Source organism: Micromonospora sp. DT62 (assembly GCF_049847285.1).
Lineage (GTDB): Bacteria > Actinomycetota > Actinomycetes > Mycobacteriales > Micromonosporaceae > Micromonospora > Micromonospora reichwaldensis.
The window spans coordinates 97,461-118,561 of record NZ_JBNCOB010000002.1; the positions used below are offsets into that span (position 1 = coordinate 97,461).

The window sequence follows — 21,101 nt, forward strand, 5'->3', positions numbered from 1 at the left end:
ACTCCCTTGCGGGGCGGCGGGGGGACCTGCGGCGGGCCGACCGGGCGGTCCGCCCGCGTGACGATAGCCGAAGCGGCCGCCGCGCGGTCGCCGCCGAACGGGCCCGCCCGCGCTGTCGGGCGTCGCCGGGCGGAGTCGTCCGCACCCCGCCCGGGCCCGCGATGGGGGCTGTCGAAGCGAGTGCCTCCGGTCACAGGGGTAGCCTCGTGGGCGTGTACCGGTTCCTGCTGACGCCGCGCTGGCTGGGCATTCTCGCACTGACCCTGGTCGCCGCGGCGGTGATGGTGCTGCTCGGCAACTGGCAGCTGGACCGCTACCACGGCCGTACGGAGGCCAACGAGCGGATCGACGCCGGCCTGCGGATGGCCCCGGTGCCGCTGCGGGACGTGCTGCCGGCCCCGACGGGCGGCAACGGCACGGCCGGCCCCGCCCCCGTCGCGGAGAAGGCCTGGACGAAGGTCACCGTGACCGGCCGCTACGACCCGGCGAACGTGGTCCTGGTGCGGGGCCGCTCGGTGGACCGCACGGTCGGCTTCGAGGTGGTCACCCCGCTCGTGCTGGCCGACGGCACGGCCGTGCTGGTGGACCGGGGCTGGATCCCGCCGGCCCGGGGCGGCGACGCGACCGTCCAGCCGGAGGTGCCGGCCCTCCCGCCCGGCGAGGTCACCGTGACGGGGCGCGTGCACCTGAGCGAGAGCGGCTCGGTCGCCGTGACCCGGCGTGACGGCAAGCTGGAGACCCGGCGGATCGGCGTGCCCCGGCTGGCCCGGGAGCTGCCCTACCCCGTGCACGGCGCGTACCTGCTGCTCGACGAGCAGACCCCGGCGGCCGACCCCGCGTTCAAGGACGTGCCGGTCGGATACAACAACAACTGGCAGAACTTCGGCTACGTCGTGCAGTGGTGGATCTTCGCCGCGATGACCCTGTTCGGCTACGGCTGGGTGGCCCGCCGGGAGGCCCGTCGGCTGGCGGGCGTGGGACCGCGGCAGCCCGTCGACCGGGCCGCCGAGCCCGCGCCGCAGGGCGCCGCCTGAACCGCCCCGCCGGCCCCGCTCAGCCGGTGACGCGGCCGGCGTGGATGGCGCGTACGGCGTCGATGGTGTCGGCCTCCGCCGCCGTCTTGTCGTCGCGGTAGCGCACCACGCGGGCGAAGCGCAGCGCCATCCCGCCCGGGTAGCGGGAGCTGGTCTGCACCCCGTCGAAGGCGATCTCGACCACCTGCTCGGGGCGGACCCGCACCTCCCAGTCGCCGTGCTCGACGGCGAGGGCGAGGAAGCGCTCGGTCTGCCAGCGCAGCAGCTCGTCGGTGAGGCCCTTGAACGTCTTGCCGAGCATGACGAAGTCGCCGGTGCGCGGGTCGCGGGCGCCGAGGTGCAGGTTGGAGAGCCAGCCCTCCCGCCGGCCGCTGCCCCACTCGACCGCGATCACCACCAGGTCGAGGGTGTGCCGGGGCTTCACCTTCACCCAGGCGGATCCCCGCCGGCCGGCGTCGTAGGGTGCGTCGGGCGCCTTCACCACCACCCCCTCCTGGCCGGCGTCGATGGCGGCGGCGAACGCCTCGCCCGCCCGCTCCGGGCCGTCGACCTCCATCCGGCCGACCACGAGCGAGGCGTCGACCGCGGTGTCGAGCGCGGCCCAGCGCTCCCGGCCGGGCAGGTCGATCAGGTCGTCGCCGTCGAGGTGCAGCAGGTCGAAGAAGTACGGCGTCAGCACGGTCGCGCCCGTCGCCCCGGCGGCGGCCACGGCCGGGGCGACCGGGGCGGCGCCGGTGCTGCCCGGCGTGGTGCGGCGCGCCGCCCGGCTCGACGTCTGCTGGAAGGGCAGCGGGCGGCCCGTCTCGTCGAGCCCGATCGCCTCCCCGTCGAGCACCAGCTCGCGGGCGGACAGCGCCCGCACGGCGGCGACCACCTCCGGCACCCGGGCGGTGATGTCGTCCAGGCTGCGGGTGAACACGGCGATGTCGTCGCCGGAGCGGTGCACCTGGATCCGGATGCCGTCGAGCTTGACGTCGACCACGGCGGGGGTGCCCGTGGCCGCGAGCGCCTCGTCCACCGAGGGCGCGCTCTGGGCCAGCATCGGCGCGAGCGGGCGGCCGACCTGGAGACCGAAGGCGCCCAGCGCCGCCGCGCCCCCGTCGAGCGCGGCGACCGCGACCGCGCGCAGGTCGCCGGCGAGCAGCAGCGCCCGGCGTACGGCGGCGAGCGGCACGTCGGCGGCCCGGGCCACCGCGTCGGCGAGCAGCCCCGCCTGCGCGCCCTGGCGCAGCTCACCGCTGAACAGGCCGGTCAGCAGCCGCTGCTCCTCGGCGGTGGCGGCGGCGTAGAGCGCGCCCAACAGCGCCCGGCGGCGGGCCTGGGAGCCCGGCCCGTGCACGGACGCGATCTCGTCGATGGCCGCGTCGACGGCGGCCACGGTCAGGGTCGGCTCGCCGGCCGGCGGCGGCAGGTCACGCAGGCTCGCCCAGCCGACCCCGGTCTGCCGCTGGCGCAGCTCGCCGGCCAGCCAGCCGGCACCCGCCGGGACCTCGGGCGGGTCGAGCGCCCGCAACGCGGCGGCGAGCAGCTCCACCTTGGTCCGCCGGGCCCGGGTGGCGCCGACGGCGGCGGAGGTGGCTGCCAGGTCGAGGAACCGCACGGCTCCATCCTGCCAGCCACCCCCGCCACGACCCGGGCATTGCCGTGCCCGGGCGCCGGGAAACCTCCACCCGTGGGGGTGGCGGGTCAGGCCGAGACGGGTTCCTCGATGCGCAGCCCGCGGGCGCGGATCTCCTCGGCGACCCGGGAGAGCACCGTATCGAGAGCGACCAGCGCGGCGGACAGGTCGCCGAGCTGTTCCTTGAGCGTGTCCTCGGACCACGCGGAGACGTCGACGTCCCCCAGGGCGCTGACGGCGGCGTCGAGCCGACCCATCACCTCATTCGTACGCATGTTCGAGAGGCTATAACAACCCGACCGGCGACACACCGCAAACTCCCACATCGACCCCGAAGTTACGGTTCCGACACCTAACGCCCGTCGACGCCCACCTCGGCGACGTTCTTCAGCAGCAGCGCCTCGGCCAGGCAGACCCGGGCGAACTCCCCGAGGTGCAGGCTCTCGTTCGGGCCGTGCGCCCGGGCGTGCGGGTCCTCCACGCCGGTCACCAGGATCGCCGCGCGCGGGAACATCTCCTGGAAGGTGGCGATGAACGGGATCGAACCGCCGATGCCGAGGTCCACCGGGTCGGTGCCGTCCCAGGCGGTCCGGAACGCCGAGCGGGCCGCGTCGAACATCGGCCCGGACGCGTCGATGACGCACGGCGCGCCGTCGTGCTCGAAGACGACGGTCACCCGTGCTCCCCACGGGGCGTGCTTCTCCAGGTGGGCGCGCAGGGCCGCGTACGCCCGCTTCGGGTCGTCGCCCGGCGCCAGCCGTACGCTCAGCTTGGCCCTGGCCGCCGGCACCAGGGCGTTCGGCGCCTCGGCGGTGGACGGGGCGTCGATGCCGAGCACCGCGAGGGCCGGCTTGGTCCAGAGCCGGTCGGTGATCCGCCCGGTGCCGATGAGGCTCACGCCCTCGGCCAGCCCCGCCTCGGCGCGGAACCGCTCCTGCGGGTAGTCGACGCTCGCACCCTCCCGGGCGGCCAGCCCGTCGACGGCCACGTCACCGGCGTCGGTGTGCAGGGTGGCCAGCAGCCGGGCCAGGGCGGTCAGCGCGTCCGGCACCGCGCCGCCGTACATGCCGCTGTGCACGGCGTGATCGAGGGTGCGCACCTCCACGAAGCAGTTGACGATGCCGCGCAGCGAGGTGGTCAGCGCCGGTACGCCGATGTCCCAGTTGGCGGAGTCGGCGATCACGATGACATCCGAGGCGATCTCGTCGCGGTGCTCGGCGAGCAGCCGCTCCAACGAGTCGGAGCCGTACTCCTCCTCGCCCTCGATGAAGAGCACCACGCCGACCGGCAGCGCGTCACCGTACGCGCGCAGCGCCGCCACGTGCGCCATGATGCCGGCCTTGTCGTCGGCGGCGCCCCGGCCGTAGAGCCGGCCGTCCCGCTCCACCGGCTCGAACGGGTCCGACTCCCACAGCGTCAGGTCGCCGACCGGCTGCACGTCGTGGTGGGCGTAGAGCAGCACCGTCGGCGCCCCGGGCGGGGCCGCCTTCCTGCCGATGACCGCCGGCTGGCCACCCGAGCGCACGATCCGCACGTCGAGGCCGCAGCCGCGCAGCAGCTCGGCCACCGCCTCGGCGGAACGCTCCACGTGCGAGTGGTCGAAGCCGTCGAACGCGATGCCGGGGATGCGGACGAGACGTTCCAGATCGGCGCGGACGCCGGGCAGTTCCCGCTCGACGGCGGCCCGGACCTCGGACTCGGACATGATCGGTGTGGTCATGACCGGCATCGTATGCCGGCCTTACCGACCATCCCATCCCGCCCGAGGCCGGCGCGACGGGTCGGTCCCGGCCGGCCCGACCGCTCAGCGGCGGCGCACGTAGTAGCGGTCGGCGTCGTGCGGCAGGCCCGGGGCGCCGTCGACCACCAGGTCCGCGCGCGCCTCGGTGCCGTCGGCGGCGAAGTGCGACCGTTCCCCGAGGTGCCAGCGACGCAGCTCCGGCAGGATTTCCGGGCCGTCGCGTTCGATCGCCCGGGCCAGCCGCAACGGCGCCGGGGCGGTGACGAAGACGGCCAGGGTCAGCTCCGCGGTGGCGGCGGCCCGCGCCGCGCTCACCCCCTCGACGAGGAGCACCGGCGCGACCGGGACCGGCACCGGGCGCGGCAGGAAGGCCCGCCGGACCCAGCTGAACCGGCGGTACGCCCCCGGCCGACCGGCGCGCAGCGGCCCGAGCACCCACTCCTCCAGCCGGGGCCAGAAGGTGAGCTGGTCGTCCCAGCCGTCGAGCAGGTCGTCGGTGTGCACCACCGGCGGCGGGCTGCCGCCGGGCAGGGCGGCGAGGGCGTCCGCGAGCCGCGCCGCGAACACGCTCTTGCCCGCGCCGCTCGGCCCGTCCACCGCCACCAGCCGGGTCCGCCCCAACCGCGCCGGCCCGGCGAGCACCCGCCGGGCCAGCCGGTCGTACGCCTCGACCACCGCCACCGCCACGTGCCCGACGGTAACCAGGCCGGTCCCCCCGCCACGGGGCGGGCCTGCGGTGGCGGGCCTGCGGTGGCGGGCCGCCCGGCGACGGCGGGCGACGGTAACCAGGCCGGGCCTCCTTGCCACGGAGCGACCTGCGTTGGCGGGAGGCTCCGGCGTCGGCGGGCCGCGCGGGACGCTCCGATCGGGGGTCGCCCGAACGAGCGTTCGTCGGGTACGACGGGGCGTTCGGCGGGCGGACTCCGCCACAGGGCGGGATGATCTGCTGGTGTCCCACAGCGTGATGAGTCCGGGCGTCGACGCCCTCCTGGAACAGGCCCGCGCCGGGGTACGCCGGCTGACCCCGCACCAGACCGTCGAGGCGGTCCGTACCGGGGCGTTGCTGATCGACACCCGCACCGACACGCAGCGGCAGGAGCAGGGCGACCTGCCCGGCGCCATCGTGATCGACCGGACGGTGCTGGAGTGGCGACTCGACCCGGCCAGCGCGTGGCGGATCCCGGAGGCCACGGCGTACGACCAGCGGATCGTGGTGGTGTGCCGCCAGGGCTACAGCTCCAGCCTCGCGGTCGCGAGCCTGCGGGCGCTCGGCCTGCACCTCGCGACCGACATGATCGGCGGCGTGCAGGCCTGGCGCGAGGCGGGGCTGCCCATGTCCGACCGCCCCGCCGACATCCGCCGCTGACCCCACCGCCCCGGCCCCTCGCCGCCCGCAGCCCGTAGCCCGCAGCCCGCAGCCCGCAGCCCGCAGCCCGCAGCCGAGGCGATGATCAAGAGGTTTGCGCCCTGATTCGAGCCTCCACAGGACGCAAACTTCTTGATCACCCCCGCGAGACGTGGCACGGGGTGCGAGGGCGGGCGGGGTGCGGGTGCGGGTGGGGGTTGGCAGGGCGGGGGTGGTGGGGCGGGGATTCCTGGGGTTCGGTCAGGGGAGCTTCGGGGCTCCGGGTGGGATGAAGGGGAGGCCGGCGGGCGGGCCGGACTCGACGAGGCGCCAGAGGGCGTCGGTGTCGAGGTGTTCCTCGACCAGGTCGCCGAGCAGGTCCAGGGAGCGCTCGCGGGCGGCGGCGAAGGCGGTGTCGGATGCCACCGTGAAACCGGTCCGGCCGGCGAGCCGGGCCACCTCGGTCAGGAACCGGCGGCGGAACCCGTCGGACTCGAAGGCGCCGTGCCAGTGGGTGCCGTGCACGGCACCGACCACGGCCCCCTCGCCGCTGCCGTCCGCGCAAGTCAGCAGCGGGGTCAGCGCCGGGTCGGCGTGCGAGACGTACCCGTGGTGGATCTCGTAGCCGTGGACCGGGACGTCGCCGCCGACGGTGCCGACCGACTGCCGGACGGTCTTGCGCGGGTCGAAGGTGACCTCGATCGGCAGCAGGCCCAGCCCCGGTACGCTGCCCTGCCGGCTCTCCACCGGGTCGTGGATCGCCCGGGCCAGCATCTGGAAGCCGCCGCAGATGCCGAGCAGCGGCCTGCCGGCCGCCGCGTGCGCCAGGACGGCGTCGGCCAGGCCGGTCTGCCGCAGCCAGGCCAGGTCGGCCACCGTCGACTTCGAGCCGGGCAGCACGACCAGGTCGGCGGCGGCCAGTTCGGCCGGCTCGACGGTCAGCCGGACCCGCACGCCCGGCTCGGTGGCGAGCGCCTCGACGTCGGTGGCGTTGGAGATGCGGGGCAGCCGGACCACGGCCACGTCCAGCCAGTCGGTGCCGCGCGGGGTCGCCGGTCGGCCGAGCACCCGGCCGTACGCGAGCGAGTCCTCCGCGTCGAGCCAGAGGTCGAGCGCCCAGGGCAGCACCCCGTACGTCGGCCGGCCGGTGACCTGGCGCAGCATGTCCAGCCCCGGCCGGAGGAGCCCGAGGTCGCCCCGGAACTTGTTGATCACGAAGCCGGCGATCAGCGCCTGGTCGGCCGGGTCCAGCAGGGCGAGGGTGCCGAACATCGAGGCGAAGACCCCGCCCCGGTCGATGTCGCCGACCACGATCGTGGGCAGGCCGGCGTGCCGGGCCAGGCCCATGTTCACGTAGTCGCCGGCCCGCAGGTTGATCTCCGCGGGGCTGCCGGCTCCCTCGCAGATCACCACGTCGTACGCGGACCGCAGCTCGGCGAGCGCCGCGTACGCGGTCTCGGCGAGCCGGGGACGCAGCTCGCGGAAGTTGCCCGCGGTGACCGTGTCGACGGCCTCGCCGAGCAGCACCACCTGGCTGGCCAGGTCGCTGCCGGGCTTGAGCAGCACCGGATTGAACCGCAGGTCGGGGGCGAGACCGCAGGCGGCGGCCTGCATCGCCTGCGCCCGCCCGATCTCGCCGCCCCGGCCGTCCGGGCCGACGACGACGGCGGAGTTGTTGGACATGTTCTGCGCCTTGAACGGCGCCACCTTCACGCCCCGGCGGTGCAGCCAGCGGCAGATGCCGGCGGTGAGCACGCTCTTGCCGGCGTCGGAGGTGGTGCCGGCGACCAGCAGGCCACCGCTCACCGGCGGCCCTCCCACCCGGCCGCGACGCTCCCGTCAACGGTTCGGCGGCCGACGGCGCTCACCAGACGGCCGACGGCGCCCACCAGACGGCCGAGGGTCAGCGGATACGTGGCGGCCAGCCCGAGCGCGGCCAGCCCGACCGCACCCGAGATCCGGGCGGCCCGCTTGAGGTGCCGCGCCTCGGGACGGGGGCCGTCGCCGAGGAACGGGCGCACCTCGGAGCGGCCGAAGTAGACGTTGCGCCCGCCCAGCCGTACGCCGAGGGCGCCGGCCATCGCCGCCTCGCACTGCCCGGCGTTCGGGCTGGGGTGGTCGTTGCGGTCCCGGCGCCACACGCGCCACGCCCGGTCCCGGTCGCCGTGCGCGGTCGGCGCGACCGCGACGGTGAGCAGGCCCGTCAGCCGCGCGGGCACCAGGTTGAGCAGGTCGTCGAGGCGGGCGGCGGGGGTGCCGAACCGGGCGTACCGCGGCGAGCGGTGGCCCACCATCGCGTCGAGGGTGTTCGCCGCGCGGTACCCGAGCAGGCCGGGCAGCCCCGCGACGGCGCCCCACAGCAGCGGGGCGACGACCGCGTCCGAGGTGTTCTCGGCGAGCGACTCCACGGTGGCGCGGGCCAGCTCGGGCTCGTCGAGCGCGGACGGGTCCCGGCCGCAGAGGTGGCCGAGCCGCTGCCGGGCCGCCGGGAGGTCGCCGGCGCGCAGCGCACGCCCCATGACGGTGGCCTCGTGCCGCAGCGTGCGACCGCCCAGCACCGTCCAGGTGCCGGCGGCGACCAGGACAGCCCGGGCCACCGGCCGGCGCCGGGTGGCGACGGTGGCGGCCACGCCGAGCAGCACCGGCGCGCCGACCGCCAGCGCGGTGAACGCCGCTCCGGCAAGCCGGTCCGGGCGGTACGTCCGCCGCTCCAGTGCCCCGGCGGCGCGACCGAAGCCGGCCACGGGGTGGTACCGGCGGGGGTCTCCGAGGAGCGCGTCGAGGGCGTACCCCGCGACCAGTCCCGCCGCGGTCGCCACCGGCGTCGCATGTCGCACCCGTCACCACCTCCGGCGGGCCAGCCTAGCCGAGCGCCCGGCCTACCTCCGGCACGTCCGCGACCCGTGCCGCCGGCGGGGTGACCCGCGCGCCGCCGGGCGGCACGCGGGGTGACGCCGGTGCTGCCGACGCCACCCCGCCCCCGTCGTGCCGCCCGCGACCGGTGCTCACGCGGGCTGCTGCTCACGCGGGCTGCGGCACCCGCCCCCGGCCCCGGCGGCCACGGCCGGCCGGCGAGACGCCCGGCTCGGCCTCCTCGGACGACGGGCCCGACTCCCCCACGGCCACGTCGCCCCGACCAGCCCGGGCACCCGGGGCGTCCTCCGGCGGGTCGCTCACCGGCGCCGGGCCGTCGGCCTCCGGCTCCGGCCCGTCGGGCTCCCCGCCGTGGGGGTCGTCCGCCGGGTCGTCGAAGGGGTCGAGCGAGCCGTCGGCGGCGGCGTCGGCCGGCAGCCCGCGGCCGGCGGGGTACGCGCCGAAGTCGGGCTCGAAGTCGTCGTCGAGCGGACGGCGGTCCGGCAGGACCGGGGCCTCCTCGTCGGGCACCGGCTCGGTCGCCTCGCCGTGCACCCGGTGCTCGGCCTCGGTGTCCTCGACGGTGCTGGTCGTCATCGTCGGCCGGTTGCGCTGGAACCGACCGCGGCCCCGCGACAGGTCGTGGCCGACGGCGACCGCCTCCAGCTCGTAGAGCGAGCGGTGGTTGCCGGCGTCGTCCGTCCAGTCGCGGGTGTAGAGCCGGCCGCAGACCACCACCGGGTCGCCGACCATCACCGAGGCGGCCACCCCCTCGGCGAGCTTGCGCCAGCAGTTGACCCGGACGCGCAGGCTGTTGCCGTCGACCCAGCGCCCGCTGTCGCGGTCGAGCCGGCGGGCGGTCGAGGCGACCTTGAAGTTGGCCACCAGGGTGTTGCTCTGGGTGGTGCGACGCCACTCCGGCGCGGTCAGCACGTTGCCCACGATCGTGACGTAGGTGTCGAACATCGTCCCTCCAGGGGGAGATCGGGCTTGCCATCGCGAGTCGACTCGGTGCCGAGCCTGGGCCCTCGGCGCGGGCGCCGCCAGCACCGCGCCCCGGCCTGTGGACAACGGGACCGCCTGTGGACAAGAACCTGATCAAGGTCCCGGTGTGCTAGGGCCGGGCGACCCTGGGGAGCCCGCCCGACCGGCTCGATGATCGGGAGGCGGGGCCACGCTTCCGGCACCGCCACGGGCGGGGCGACATGTCACGTTCCGGACGGAGCCCGGCGGGGTATGGATTCGATCAACCGCACCGCCGACAGCACGACGAACGAGAGGTCAGCGATCATGAAGATGACCAGCACCGCAGCCGCCATCGTCTCCGGCGAGGTGCGGCGATGAGCGCCGTCGCCAACCCGGCCACCGTGGCGGAGTGCCTGCGGGTCGGCGCGGGGTTCTCCCAGGGCGACCGGAACTGGATCGCGGAGCAGTTCGCCACGCTCGACTCCCGGCTGGCCGGGTTCCACGCCGACGCCACCGAGCTCGAGGTGTCGGTCAAGGACCGGGAGGCCAGGGGCCAGAAGGTCACCCTGGAATGCTGGATCGCCGGTCGCCAGAAGATCGTCACCACCTCCTCCGAGGAGGACCTGCACGCCGCGCTCAACGACGTCCGGGACGACCTGCGGCGGCGGCTCAACGACTCGAAGACGAAGCAGGAGCCGCGGCACAACAAGCACCTGCGCGACGTGCCCCCGCCGGTCGCCGAGGTCGAGCCCGACACCGACCCGGCCCGCGCCGAGGCCGAGACCGTCTGACGCGTACGCCGAGGCCCCGTCCGCCGGGTGCGGGCGGGCGGGGCCGGGCGGCACCCGGGGCTACCGCTCGGTAGCTTCCCGGCGTACCGTCGCGGTCGTGGAACCGGACGTGCTGGGCCCGCCGTACGAGCGGCAGACGATCGACCTGGGCACCGACGACGAGGGACCGGTGGTCGCCACCCTGGTCCGTCGCCGGGCCGACCGCCCGACGGGGCGGGCCGTGCTCTACGTGCACGGCTTCACCGACTACTTCTTCCAGGGCCACCTCGGTGACTTCTTCGCCGAGCGGGGCTGGGACTTCTACGCCCTCGACCTGCGCAAGTACGGACGCAGCCTGCGGCCCCACCAGACGCCGAACTTCTGCCGCGACCTCAGCGCCTACTTCCCCGAGCTGGACGCCGCCGCGCGCATCATCCGCGAGGACGACGGGCACGACACGCTGCTCGCGATGGGCCACTCCACCGGCGGGCTGATCATGCCGCTCTGGGCGCACGCCCGCCGCGACGCCGGGATCATCGACGGGCTCTTCCTGAACAGCCCCTTCTTCGACATCAACGCCCCGTGGCTGGTGCGCCGACCGCTCGCCGCCGCCGTCGGCCGGCTGGGCCGCCGGGCGCCACGCCGGGTGCTGCCGTTCGGGCTGGGCACGGTCTACAGCGAGAGCATCCACGCGGAGCACCACGGCGAGTGGAACTACGACCTGACCTGGAAGCCGCTCGCCGGATTCCCCGTCCGGGCCGGCTGGCTGAACGCCGTCCGCACCGCCCAGCGGCAGCTGCGCGCCGGCCTGGACATCCAGGTGCCGGTCCTGCTGGCCTGCTCGACCCGCTCGTTCAAGGGCACGAAGTGGCACGAGTCGGCCGCCCTCGCCGACGCGGTCCTGGACGTCGAGCACATGGTCCGCTGGGCGCCCCGCCTCGGCCGGCACGTCACCGTGGCGCGCTTCGACGGCGGGATGCACGACCTCACACTCTCCGGCACCGCCGTACGGGAGAAGGTCTTCCAGGAGGTCGGACGCTGGGCCGACGCGTTCTTCGACGCCGGGCCGACGGTCCGCGCCGGGGAGCGCCCACCGGCGAGCCGGCTGCCGGCGGACGACGTCGACCCGGCTGGTGCCCCCGCGCAGGGCGGCTGAGCGCAGGTCGCCCACCCGCCGCCGGCCACGCCGCGCGTCGCCGGCCTCACGTCGCGTCGACGGCCGCCCGGATCCGGTCGAAGGTGGCCAGCGGGTGGCCGCCGTCGCGGGCCGGCAGCACCAGGCCGAGACAGCGCAGCCCCACCTCGCCGTCGCCGCCGGCCTGCACGCCGAACACCGGCGCCCCCACGTAGCCGGCCGGCAGCTCCGCCATGAGCCGGACGGCGTCGCCCACGCGCGCCACCCGCTCGATCGCCACCTCCAGCGGCCGGGCGCCGCCCGCGCCGACGCCATGGGCGAGCACCACGGCGGAAACCGGCTCCACGCCGATCCGGGCGACCGCGTCCCGATCGGCCGCGATCGGATCCGGCACCTGCTGGGTACGCCACCGCCAGCCCGCTCCGGCGGCGTGCTCGTGCAGGCCGCCGGTGGACAGGACGGCGACGCCAACGGCCTCGTGGTGCCGCCACCCGTCGGCGAGGTCGGGCAGGGCCACGGCGTCGGCGGCCACCCCGGCCGGCTCGGTCACGCTCGCCCGCAGCCCGATCTCCCCCGCCCCGAACCGGGTAAGCGCGTCGGCGGTCAACAGGTACTCGCGCCCCTGCCCGGCGAAGAGGAACGCGGTCCCCTCGCCCCGGTCGCCGTCCCCCGCCCCGGCGTCGGTCCGGCGGATGGGCAGGATCGCGCGGCCGAGGAGTTGGCACAACTCGTACGCGACGTCGTTCTCGGTCTCCGGGTCAAGCAGCACCAGCCGAGGGTACGACCCGACGGTCCCGGGCCGCGCGGACGCCGGAACAGGGGTGACCGGCACCGGAGTCGCATGCGACCCTCTTGTGCGACGTGAGACGCGACCACCCGTTCCACCGGTCACCCAGTGGGCGGCGGTACCCTTCTCGCGCGACACGCACGCGCGCGCCCGTAGCTCAGCGGATAGAGCAGGGGACTTCTAATCCCAAGGCCGCAGGTTCGAATCCTGCCGGGCGCACCGTTCTTCACCTGCGACGACTGTAACCCATCGATCCCCGTCCGGGGAAGTCCGTTGCAGTTCCCGTTGCAATTCAGTCCCACAGGGCACCGCCGATGCCCTCGGCGGCAGCCCGGGAAAGCTCCGGTGCGACGTGGGAGTACGTACCCAGCGTGAGCCCGATCTGGCTGTGCCCGAGTAGTTCCATCACGACACGGGCCGGCACGCCTTGAGCGAGCAGCACCGACGCGGCCGTGTGCCGTGCGTCGTGCAACCGAGCCTCACGCACGCCAGCCTCACGGCAGAGCCGTTTCCACGCCGCCCAGTCCGCCCGTGGGTCGATCGGACGCCCGTTCGGCTGGGAGAAGACCAGGCCGCGAAGCTGCTTCCCGTCCAACGTCGACACCTGGTCATCCCACAGGTCACCGGCAAGCTCCCGCTCGGCGGCCTGTGCCGCCTGGTGCGCCCGGAGCGCGTCGACAAGTTGGGGCGGCACGGCGACGGTTCGCCGGCTGGCCCGCGACTTCGGCTCGACGAGCACCAGGCCGCGCCCGGTCAGCCGCTGCAACTGCCAGCGCACCCGGAGCAAGCCGGCGTCCAGGTCGACGTACTCCCACAACAACCCGAGGGCCTCGCCCTGCCGTAGCCCGAGGGCCAGCGCGACAGACCACCGCGCGCCGTTGCGCTGCTCGACGGCAGCGGCGAGGATCGCCCGAGCGTCAGCCGCGGTAAGCGGTTGCACCTCTTCCCGGCTGACGCTCGGCGAGTCAACCAGGTCGCACACGTTGCGGGCCACCCGGCCGCGCTGGTGCGCCACCTTCAACGACCGGGACAGAATCCGGTGCAGTTGCAGCACCGTGGCCGGCGCAAGCGGCTTGTCGGCGCACGCGGTGTAGAACTTCTCGACGTGCTCGGGCAAGAGCCGGTCGAGCCGGTGGGCACCGATGCCGGGCACCAGGTGCGCGGCCACCTTGGAGCGGTAGCCCTGCAACGTGGACGCCCGGACCTTCCGCGCCGCCACGTTGTCGAGCCAGTACGTCAGCCACTCCCCCACGGTCGGTGGCTTCCCGGCGCTGGTGACGCCGCCAGCGTCCCGCTTGCGCTCCAGCTCCCGCACCTTCGCTGTGACGGCCTTCTCCGTGCCCGCCTGGACGTGCCGCCGGTCGGTCCGGCCGTTGTCCTTGACGCCCATCGTCACGTAGCCGTGCCAGCGTCCATCCGCGCCCTTGAAGATCGAGCTACGGCCGTTCGCCTTCCGCCCGCTGGTCATCCCGCCTGCCCTTGTCCAACCCGGGACAGGAAACCGGCCTTGCGCGCTCGGTAAACCCAGGAGTGAACCGTCTTCACCGAGACGCCGGCCTGCTGCGCCAACTCCTTCGCTGGCGGATCGCCGCCCCGAGTCCGCCACTGCAACAGGGCCCAGTTGTACGACCGGGCCAAGCTGCGGAACCACTCATCGGAGTAGCGGCCGTCCGGCGGCGTCGTCAACTGCGCTGGCGCTTCACCCTCGACCCGCTTCGGCGTGGCCGCCCGCTCGGCTCGCGGCACGCCGGACCCCTCCACCTGGCTCCAAAACATGTCCGCCGTCCAGTCCGGTCGGTTCAGCTCACCTTGTCGCGTTCCCCACGAGGTGGCGAGGTGGCTTGCGGCAACGCCGAGCAGCGGCCCAGGGTGGCGCATTCTCGACTCGACGTCGGCCCCGTCGTCCTCGTTGGCCACCGCCTCGATGACGTCGAGCGGCAGCTTCCGCATGTGCTCACCGCGTAGCCGCGCGCCGTTCGTCGACTCGATGAACACGTCCAGCGGCACCAGGCGGCGCGCTGCTTCGTCGCGTTCGAACCTGACGTACACCAGGGCACCCGGCGGCAGCGTTGGAACGTCGCTGGCGCGGACCCATCCTCCGAATCCCAGGTCAACATGCACGGCAGTAAGCAGAGCAGACCTTTGCCGTAAGCGTCAACCTTTGACGCATCCGTCAGCGTGCGCTACCGTCCGCCGTAAGCATCAACGCTTACTGCAAAGGATTCTGCGATGGCTGACAAGGTGCTGCTCTCCCCCGAGGAAGCTGCCCAGCGGCTCGGCTGCGGCCGGAGCTTCATGTTCGAACTGATCCGCACGAAGAAGATCGAGAGCATCAAGGTAGGCCGGCTGCGCCGCATCCCGGTCGCCGCCGTTGACACGTACGTCGCAGAATTGCGGGCCGACCAGGCGCAGGCGGTCGCCTGAGATGACCCAGACACACAGCCGCCCCGGACCGGCGATGTCCGAGGCGGCAGAGATGGTCGGGCAGACCACCGCCAGCGTACCGCGTGGCACCCTGCTCACGGCAGCCCTGCGCTGCGCCGCCGCCGGGTGGCCCGTGTTCCCCACCCACTGGACGACCGAGGCGGGCTGCTCGTGCGGTGACCGTGACTGCGGCAGCGCCGGGAAGCACCCACTCACCCGCCGGGGCCTGCACGACGCCACCACCGACCCGGACACCATCACCACCTGGTGGACGCGCCGCCCGACCGCGAACGTCGCCATCGCCACCGGGGCACCAGGCCCGGACGTGCTCGACATCGACGTGAAGAACGGTGCCCCCGGCGCGGCCAGCCTCGCCCGGCTACGCGCCGCCGGGCTGCTCGCCGGGGCGCACGCCATCGTCACCACCTGGTCGGGTGGCTGGCACCTGTACTACCTGGGCAGCGAGCAGGGCAACGGGGCGATCCCCCGCCACGGCGTCGACTTCCGGTCGCGTGGCGGGTACGTGCTCGCCCCGCCGAGCACGATCTACGGCAAGGCGTACGTGCTCGGCGACCGTCGCTCGCAGCACGCGGCCGGCGTGACCGGCATCGACTTCCGGCGTATCCGGGTCGCACTCGACCCGCCACCGGCCGCCGTGCCCACGCCCCGGCGCCCCGGCCAGCCGGGCAACCACCGGGGCCTGGTCGAGCACGTCGCCCGGCAGGCCGAAGGCAACCGAAACGGGGCGCTCTACTGGGCAGCCTGCCGGGCCGTCGCCGACAACGCCGACGAAGCCGTGTTCGCCGAGCTGCACGCGGCAGCCCTGTCGGTCGGACTCACCGAACGGGCCGCCGCGGCAACCATCGCGTCCGCGCGACGCAGGAACGGAGTACGCGCGTGATCCTCTCTCTGTCCGACCTCGACGGGTGGCAGGAGCCCCTACCGCTCGGGTGGCACGTCAAGGCGCCGTCGTTCCCGGTCACGGTGTTCCCCGCCGCCGTGGAGCGGCACGTCGCCGCGCTGGCCGAGGCCACGCAGACGCCCCGGGACCTGCCCGGCACGGTGAGCCTCGGCATCATCGCGGCGGCCATCGGTGGCCGGCTGGACGTGCAGTGCCCCACCTGGACCGAGCCAACGAACCTCTTCGCCGTCCCCGTGCTGCCCCCGGCTTCGCGCAAGTCGGCGGTGGTCGCCGCGTGCCGGGCCCCGCTCGTCGACGCCGAACGGCAGCTACGCGACGAACTCGGCGACCAGGTGCACGACACCCAGACCGAGTGGGAAATCCTGCACAAGCGCGCCGAGTCCGCCAAGGCCAAGGCCGCGAAGACCGGCGAGCCTGACGACCTGGCCGACGCGCAGGAATCCGTACGCGCGGCGGAGGAAGCCCGGACGCGGATCGTGGCGTGGCCGCGGCTGTCCACCGCCGACGCGACCCCGGAAGCCCTCGTTGGTCTGCTCGCCGAGCAGGGCGGGCGCATCGCGGCCCTGTCCGCTGAGGCGGGCGTGTTCGCCTCACTGACCGGCCGGTACGCCAAGAGCCCGAACTTGGACCCGGTGCTGATGGCCCATGCCGGGGACACGATCACCGTTGACCGGCGCTCGCGGGCGCCCGAGCACGTTGACCACCCGGCGCTGACCATCGTCGCCAGCATCCAGCCGTTCGCGTTGCGGGAGATGGTCGACCGGGACGACTTCGCCGGGCGCGGCCTGCTCGCCCGGGTGCTGTGGTCGGTGCCCGCCGACAACGCCGGATACCGCAAGGTCCGCGATGTCGCCCCGGTGCCGGACGCCGTAGCCGCCGAGTACCGAACCCTGATCGTGGACCTGGCCGTGTGGGCAGGAAAACGTCGTGACCGCCTGGTGCTCAAGCTCGACGACCAGGCCACCGACGAACTGCTCACCTACGCCGAGCGGGTCGAGAAGCTGCTACGGCCCAACGGGCAGCTCGGCGAGTACCGGCTCACCCGCGAATGGGGCGGCAAGCTGGTCGGCGCGGTCGCCCGGATTGCGGGCTGCCTGCACGCCGCCCGCGGGGTGGACTACCTCGACGAACCGATTAGCGGCGAGACGATGCGCTGCGCGATTGCGCTCGGCGACTACTACCGGGCGCACGCCCTGCTCGCTCTCACCCCCGGCGATGACAAGCAGGCAGAGGCCGCGCGAACCCTGCTCGGGTGGCTGGTCAACAAGGGGCGAGGCACGTTCACCGTGCGGGAGCTGTGCCGGTCGGCACCCCGCGCAATGCGCAAGGCGGACGTGCTCGACCGGATCCTGACCTACCTCGCCGAACTCGGATGGGTGCGCCGCACCGCTGACGCCACCGGCTACGAACTCCACCCGGACGCCGGGCGACACCTCCACCGTGGCGACAGCGGCGACAGCGGCGACAGCGAGGAAGAAACCGCAGGTCAAGCCCCGGATGGGCCCCCGGCGCCACCCGTCGCCACCCGTGGCGACAACCGGCGACAGGCGGCGACACCCCCCGGCGACGTGTCGCCGCCTGTCGCCACCCGTGGCGACACCACCGGCGACACCACCCTAACCGCGCTGAACAGCGAAGACGCGGCCCCTGTCGCCGCTGTCGCCGCTGTCGCCGCACCAACCACCGAACCGGCCACGCCCCACGCCTGGTGGGTGCGCGGCAACCGACCCGAGCATGTCGGGTGTCTTCCGTGCCGAGCCATGCGACCGGGTGATGCCGTATGACCACCAGCCGGCACCCGACTACCGGCCTCGCCGCGACCACCGCCCGATGCCCCGTCTGCCGGGCCGCCGCCGTCTACGTCCAGCCGCCGGACAGGTTCTTCCACGTCGACGGCAGCGACAACCAGCCCTGCTGGCGGGCCATCCTCGCCCGCCCACTTGACGCCCCGGACGGCCTCGACGCAGAGAGCGCCGCCCGGATCGACGCCGCGGTGGCCGCCACGGTGGCCCGCCGCGAGCAGCGGCGCCGGGAGCGCGCCGAGCTGGCCGCTCGCCGGTCCGCCGGGCTCGCCGCCCGCCACGCCCACAAGCAGACCCGGAAGGACCAGCCGTGATCCGTAACCACCCGTCCACCGCCGCCCTGGCGCTGCACGTCGTCGGCGAGGTCGCCGCGTGGGAAGCCCAGCAGGTGCTCGACGAAGCCGCCTGGGACGCCGCCGACGAACTCGCCCCGTACCGACCCAGCGCCGCCGACACCACGCCCGACACCAACCCGGAGGCAGCACGATGACCCGCACCACCCTGATCAACCTCGCCGACATCCTCACGGCGACCGCCGCCCTCACCGCCTGCCCCGACTGCGCTGGCGGCCTCGGCATCGTCGTCGACCACGACGGACCCGACGCCGGAGCGTGGGAGGCCACCGTCGTGCACTCCGTGCCCTGCCCCACCACCAAGGCCACCACCGCCGACTACCGGCAGGCGTTCCCCACCGACGAACCCACCCCCGGCGACGACCCCAACCCCGACCCGGCCGGCGACGCCGTGGCGATCCTCGCCGCCCTCCACCGAGGCGACCAGCAGGGCGCCGCCGACGTGCTCGCCACCATCAACCCCGCGACCCTCATCGGGCCGCTGCTCGCCACCGTCGCCCAGCTCGGCCCCGCCGCAGTCGGCGCAGACGCCTGGATCGAAGCCCTCAGCCAGTGGCAGCCCGGCCAGCACATCGGCGACGGGCTCGGCCGATGACCGCCGCCCTGGCGCTGGAGCAGCTCATGCTGCACCCGCGGTACCACCAGCTCGTCGACGCGATCCGCGCCGCCACCCCGGCCGGGCTCGTCGACCAGGCCGACGCCGCCACCCGCGACGCGCTGCGGTTCATGACCGCCGCCGCCCGCCACGCCAACGCCGACAGCGCCCACCCCACCGCCGCCGCCGACGTGCCCGACTGGGTGCGCCTCGGGTTGCTCGACACCCTCACCGCGTGGGCGGACGGCCGCGTCAGCACTTGCCGGCACCAGCCCACCCCCGACCGGCCACAGCCGGTGCTGGCGGCGGCGTGGAAACCCAACCTACTCGTGTGCGCTGCCTGCGCCCACCTGCTCGCCCTACCCCGCAACAGCGACCGGGACCGCACCTGCGACGCCTGCGGCCACCAGTGCACCGGACCGGAGCACGCAGACGGCATCTACCCCGGCATGGTCCAACTCGGACCGCTGATCTACCAGTACGGCACCTGCGCCGGATGCCGACCGCCCACCGCCGACATCGGCCCGCTGAGCGCCACGCAGACGGCCGAACAGGCCGCGCCGAGGGGTACGGGCAGGGTCCGCCAGCGGGGCTCCCGTGGCCGTGGCCGCCGAGGTGGCCCCCGATGAGGCAGGCAGCCGCACTATCAGCCCTGTCCACCGAGCCCGATCCGCAACGGACAGCAGACCAACCCACACCGAAGCCCACCGAAGTCACACAGCGTGGAGGTAGGGGGGCACCCGGACGACGCAGAGTGACATCCCCAGACCCTTCGTCCTCCGTCAGGCTTTTCTCCCCCCGGGCATGGGGGTGGGGGGGTCGTTACGGGCAGCGTTGCGCCGTAACGCTGCCGTCTGACCTGCTCAAACTCGCTTTACGCTCCCTCGTGGCCGTTACGGGCGTAACGGCTGTGACAGTCGCTGTGACGGTGGTGTGACAGGTGATCGTGCTGGCTCTTGACCCGTTGGCGGCGCGGCATCTGGTGCTGGCGCTCGGCGAGCACGTCAAGCGGTGCGAGCGGGACGGGTGGGCGGTGCCTGCCGACCTGCGGGAGCTGTTCGAGGTGGCGGTAGCGGCCAGTTCGCGGCCACCGGAGGCCATACGCGGCCAGGATTCGACCGGCGCCGGGCTGGCTGCTGATGATCGGTTGGTCGCTCATGAGGTGGCGGCTCGGCGGCTGGGTGTCTCGCTCAGGACGGTCCGGCGCCGGGTCGCCGCGGGGGCGTTGGTGGCGGTGGGCCGGCGGATCACGTTGGCCAGCCTGGAGGCGTTGGAGGGTAGCGAGGGTGGACGCAGACGCAGCGGCGGCGCTGTTCGTCGCGGAGGAACTGATCGAGGATGCGCGGGTGCGGATCCTGGTTGACGAGGAGATACCGGCGTTGCGGGCCAGGCTCGCGGGGCTGCGTGATCGTGGCCCGGAGTTGGTGGCGGTGCTGGGTGCGGTACGGGGGCGGCAGGTGCTTGCGTTGGTGGCGGCGGCGCATGACGCCCTGGTCGTGTTCGAGGCTTCGCGGTGACGCGGCTGGTGAAGGCGGCGGCTGGGCCGGCGCGGGTGGGTCAGCCGTCCGGCGCTGGTGACGGCGCGGTGGCCACGGTGTCGGCGGTGATCGCGACGATCACGCCCGGCGTGGTGGACAGCGACGGCGACTGCTACGACCCAGGGGCGTTCATCGGCTCTGGACAGGCGGTGATCAGCCAGTGGCAGCACTCGGCGATGTACGGCGGCGGGGCGCTGCCGGTCGGGTTGGGGTCGGTGCGGGAAGTCGGCGACCACGCCGTGTTCGACGGGCTGATCCTGCTGGGCATGGCGACGGGCCGCGATGTGTACGAGTGGCTGCGGCACCGAGGCGTCGATCAGGAGTGGTCGTACGGGTACGACGTGCTGAGGTCGCGGCAGCCGAACCCGGCCGAGCTGCGGGCGGGTGCCCAGCAGGTGATTCAGGCCCTGGCGGTGCACGAGGTGTCGCCGGTGCGCCGTGGTGCAGGCGTGGGCACGCAGACGCTGGCGGTGGGCACGCGAACGCCAGCGCCGGAGTCCGGCGGCGGGGACGGGCTGGATCCGGCGACGCGGGAGGAGTTGCGGCAGATCGCCGAGCGGTTGCGGGCGCAGCAGAACGCCCGCGAGGTGTTGGCGGCGGCTGCGGTGCGCCTGATCAGGTACGAGGCGGAGCGGCGGAGAGAGGCGGCGAGCAGGTGAGCGAGCACATGGAGGCGGCTGACTGTCCGCGGTGCAAGATGCGGGAGCTGTTCGGGCCGGGTCCGTACACCACGGGGCAGTTCAGGCAGCTCGGCGAGGTGCATACGACGCCCGATCCGGTGTCGGTGGCGATGCGGGAGGACCCGGAGGTGCTGGCCGCTACGGAGTCGGTGACGGTGGCGCGAATCGCGTTCGATCAGCGCAACCGCGAGTGGGTAGACGCCGTGATGGAGGTGTCTCGGGCGGAGCTGTCGGTTGACGCCGATGCGGCCCGTCGCCAGACGGAGATGGAGCGGGCCGGTGACTTCGGGCCGGCTCCCCGGGACCTGTTGGCGGTGCGTCGGGCGGAGCATGCTCGTGAGGCTGCGGCGGATGTCCGGAGTCGGGCGTGGGCGGCGGTGGTGAAGGCGAACGACCGTCTGTTGACGGCTCAGCGTGCCGTGCGGGCAAGGATGACGCAGGGCACTGCCCCATGAGCCTGCCGGTGCCGCTGTCGGTGCGGCTGAAAACCAGCGCACGCGATGTCCACGTCACCGACCAGGTCGACGATCTGACGTTC

24 protein-coding genes and 1 tRNA gene are annotated in these 21,101 nt (G+C 74.3%); 15 read left to right on the forward strand and 10 right to left on the reverse strand.

Annotated elements, in window-relative coordinates; genetic code table 11:
* Nucleotides 1–206 precede the first annotated feature (206 nt).
* Nucleotides 207–1,034 carry an SURF1 family protein gene (locus tag ACPXCB_RS03930; RefSeq protein WP_425872282.1) on the forward strand — a complete coding sequence of 276 codons (828 nt, stop codon included), beginning with the start codon at nucleotides 207–209 and terminating at the stop codon, nucleotides 1,032–1,034.
* A gap of 19 nt (nucleotides 1,035–1,053) precedes the next feature.
* On the opposite strand, the gene ACPXCB_RS03935 is transcribed toward ACPXCB_RS03930, so the two are convergent.
* The 4 genes from ACPXCB_RS03935 to ACPXCB_RS03950 form a co-directional block, all read right to left on the reverse strand.
* The gene (locus ACPXCB_RS03935) at nucleotides 1,054–2,634 is read right to left on the reverse strand and encodes an ATP-dependent DNA ligase (RefSeq protein ID WP_425872284.1); all 1,581 of its coding nucleotides are present in this window, start codon (nucleotides 2,632–2,634) and stop codon (nucleotides 1,054–1,056) included.
* An 86-nt stretch (nucleotides 2,635–2,720) separates the two neighbouring features.
* Nucleotides 2,721–2,927, reverse strand: a complete 207-nt coding sequence (locus ACPXCB_RS03940; protein ID WP_151456071.1) for a hypothetical protein — start codon at nucleotides 2,925–2,927, stop codon at nucleotides 2,721–2,723.
* 77 nt (nucleotides 2,928–3,004) lie between these two features.
* Entirely contained in the window at nucleotides 3,005–4,357 is a 1,353-nt protein-coding gene (locus ACPXCB_RS03945; RefSeq protein WP_425872872.1) for a dipeptidase, read from the reverse strand.
* Between the two features lie 99 nt (nucleotides 4,358–4,456).
* Nucleotides 4,457–5,080 carry a hypothetical protein gene (locus ACPXCB_RS03950; protein ID WP_425872285.1) on the reverse strand — a complete coding sequence of 208 codons (624 nt, stop codon included), beginning with the start codon at nucleotides 5,078–5,080 and terminating at the stop codon, nucleotides 4,457–4,459.
* Nucleotides 5,081–5,357: 277 nt separating this feature from the next.
* Here ACPXCB_RS03950 and ACPXCB_RS03955 point away from each other — a divergent pair, with 277 nt between their 5' ends.
* Complete coding sequence (locus ACPXCB_RS03955) at nucleotides 5,358–5,759, forward strand: rhodanese-like domain-containing protein (RefSeq protein ID WP_311414368.1); 402 nt, start codon at nucleotides 5,358–5,360, stop codon at nucleotides 5,757–5,759.
* A 240-nt stretch (nucleotides 5,760–5,999) separates the two neighbouring features.
* On the opposite strand, the gene ACPXCB_RS03960 is transcribed toward ACPXCB_RS03955, so the two are convergent.
* The 3 genes from ACPXCB_RS03960 to ssb form a co-directional block, all read right to left on the reverse strand.
* A complete protein-coding gene (locus tag ACPXCB_RS03960) occupies nucleotides 6,000–7,544 on the reverse strand; it encodes a cobyric acid synthase (RefSeq protein ID WP_425872287.1) in 1,545 nt (514 codons plus the stop codon).
* Nucleotides 7,541–8,575 (reverse strand): cobalamin biosynthesis protein, encoded by a 1,035-nt coding sequence (locus tag ACPXCB_RS03965; protein WP_425872289.1) that lies wholly within the window; start codon nucleotides 8,573–8,575, stop codon nucleotides 7,541–7,543. Before ACPXCB_RS03965 ends, ACPXCB_RS03960 begins: the two co-directional genes overlap by 4 nt.
* Before the next feature lie 184 nt (nucleotides 8,576–8,759).
* Nucleotides 8,760–9,557 (reverse strand): single-stranded DNA-binding protein, encoded by a 798-nt coding sequence (ssb, locus tag ACPXCB_RS03970; protein WP_425872291.1) that lies wholly within the window; start codon nucleotides 9,555–9,557, stop codon nucleotides 8,760–8,762.
* A gap of 374 nt (nucleotides 9,558–9,931) precedes the next feature.
* Between ssb and ACPXCB_RS03975 the strand changes: the two genes are divergently transcribed.
* Together ACPXCB_RS03975 and ACPXCB_RS03980 are read left to right on the forward strand one after the other, a co-directional pair.
* The gene (locus ACPXCB_RS03975) at nucleotides 9,932–10,348 is read left to right on the forward strand and encodes an HPF/RaiA family ribosome-associated protein (RefSeq protein ID WP_425872293.1); all 417 of its coding nucleotides are present in this window, start codon (nucleotides 9,932–9,934) and stop codon (nucleotides 10,346–10,348) included.
* 97 nt (nucleotides 10,349–10,445) lie between these two features.
* Nucleotides 10,446–11,483 carry an alpha/beta hydrolase gene (locus ACPXCB_RS03980; RefSeq protein ID WP_425872295.1) on the forward strand — a complete coding sequence of 346 codons (1,038 nt, stop codon included), beginning with the start codon at nucleotides 10,446–10,448 and terminating at the stop codon, nucleotides 11,481–11,483.
* A gap of 46 nt (nucleotides 11,484–11,529) precedes the next feature.
* Here ACPXCB_RS03980 and ACPXCB_RS03985 read toward each other — a convergent pair whose 3' ends face one another.
* Nucleotides 11,530–12,231, reverse strand: a complete 702-nt coding sequence (locus ACPXCB_RS03985) for a hypothetical protein (RefSeq protein WP_425872297.1) — start codon at nucleotides 12,229–12,231, stop codon at nucleotides 11,530–11,532.
* 164 nt (nucleotides 12,232–12,395) lie between these two features.
* Between ACPXCB_RS03985 and ACPXCB_RS03990 the strand changes: the two genes are divergently transcribed.
* A tRNA-Arg gene (locus ACPXCB_RS03990) sits at nucleotides 12,396–12,468 on the forward strand.
* Between the two features lie 73 nt (nucleotides 12,469–12,541).
* On the opposite strand, the gene ACPXCB_RS03995 is transcribed toward ACPXCB_RS03990, so the two are convergent.
* Together ACPXCB_RS03995 and ACPXCB_RS04000 are read right to left on the reverse strand one after the other, a co-directional pair.
* Nucleotides 12,542–13,717 carry a tyrosine-type recombinase/integrase gene (locus ACPXCB_RS03995; RefSeq protein ID WP_425872299.1) on the reverse strand — a complete coding sequence of 392 codons (1,176 nt, stop codon included), beginning with the start codon at nucleotides 13,715–13,717 and terminating at the stop codon, nucleotides 12,542–12,544.
* Nucleotides 13,714–14,370 (reverse strand): hypothetical protein, encoded by a 657-nt coding sequence (locus ACPXCB_RS04000; RefSeq protein WP_425872301.1) that lies wholly within the window; start codon nucleotides 14,368–14,370, stop codon nucleotides 13,714–13,716. Before ACPXCB_RS04000 ends, ACPXCB_RS03995 begins: the two co-directional genes overlap by 4 nt.
* A gap of 108 nt (nucleotides 14,371–14,478) precedes the next feature.
* Between ACPXCB_RS04000 and ACPXCB_RS04005 the strand changes: the two genes are divergently transcribed.
* The 10 genes from ACPXCB_RS04005 (at nucleotide 14,479) to ACPXCB_RS04050 (ending at nucleotide 21,018) form a co-directional block, all read left to right on the forward strand.
* On the forward strand, nucleotides 14,479–14,673 hold the full coding sequence (locus tag ACPXCB_RS04005) for an excisionase family DNA-binding protein (RefSeq protein ID WP_425872303.1): 195 nt from the start codon (nucleotides 14,479–14,481) through the stop codon (nucleotides 14,671–14,673).
* Between the two features lies 1 nt (nucleotide 14,674).
* Entirely contained in the window at nucleotides 14,675–15,574 is a 900-nt protein-coding gene (locus tag ACPXCB_RS04010) for a bifunctional DNA primase/polymerase (RefSeq protein ID WP_425872305.1), read from the forward strand.
* Entirely contained in the window at nucleotides 15,571–17,379 is a 1,809-nt protein-coding gene (locus tag ACPXCB_RS04015; protein WP_425872307.1) for a YfjI family protein, read from the forward strand. Before ACPXCB_RS04010 ends, ACPXCB_RS04015 begins: the two co-directional genes overlap by 4 nt.
* A complete protein-coding gene (locus ACPXCB_RS04020; RefSeq protein WP_425872309.1) occupies nucleotides 17,376–17,711 on the forward strand; it encodes a hypothetical protein in 336 nt (111 codons plus the stop codon). The genes ACPXCB_RS04015 and ACPXCB_RS04020 overlap by 4 nt, the downstream gene beginning before the upstream one ends.
* A complete protein-coding gene (locus ACPXCB_RS04025; protein WP_425872311.1) occupies nucleotides 17,708–17,887 on the forward strand; it encodes a hypothetical protein in 180 nt (59 codons plus the stop codon). Before ACPXCB_RS04020 ends, ACPXCB_RS04025 begins: the two co-directional genes overlap by 4 nt.
* On the forward strand, nucleotides 17,884–18,345 hold the full coding sequence (locus ACPXCB_RS04030; RefSeq protein WP_425872313.1) for a hypothetical protein: 462 nt from the start codon (nucleotides 17,884–17,886) through the stop codon (nucleotides 18,343–18,345). The genes ACPXCB_RS04025 and ACPXCB_RS04030 overlap by 4 nt, the downstream gene beginning before the upstream one ends.
* Nucleotides 18,342–18,974 (forward strand): hypothetical protein, encoded by a 633-nt coding sequence (locus ACPXCB_RS04035; RefSeq protein WP_425872315.1) that lies wholly within the window; start codon nucleotides 18,342–18,344, stop codon nucleotides 18,972–18,974. Before ACPXCB_RS04030 ends, ACPXCB_RS04035 begins: the two co-directional genes overlap by 4 nt.
* A gap of 657 nt (nucleotides 18,975–19,631) precedes the next feature.
* Nucleotides 19,632–19,862, forward strand: a complete 231-nt coding sequence (locus ACPXCB_RS04040; RefSeq protein ID WP_425872317.1) for a hypothetical protein — start codon at nucleotides 19,632–19,634, stop codon at nucleotides 19,860–19,862.
* Entirely contained in the window at nucleotides 19,859–20,542 is a 684-nt protein-coding gene (locus ACPXCB_RS04045; protein WP_425872319.1) for a hypothetical protein, read from the forward strand. The genes ACPXCB_RS04040 and ACPXCB_RS04045 overlap by 4 nt, the downstream gene beginning before the upstream one ends.
* Complete coding sequence (locus ACPXCB_RS04050; protein WP_425872321.1) at nucleotides 20,539–21,018, forward strand: hypothetical protein; 480 nt, start codon at nucleotides 20,539–20,541, stop codon at nucleotides 21,016–21,018. Before ACPXCB_RS04045 ends, ACPXCB_RS04050 begins: the two co-directional genes overlap by 4 nt.
* Nucleotides 21,019–21,101 lie beyond the last annotated feature (83 nt).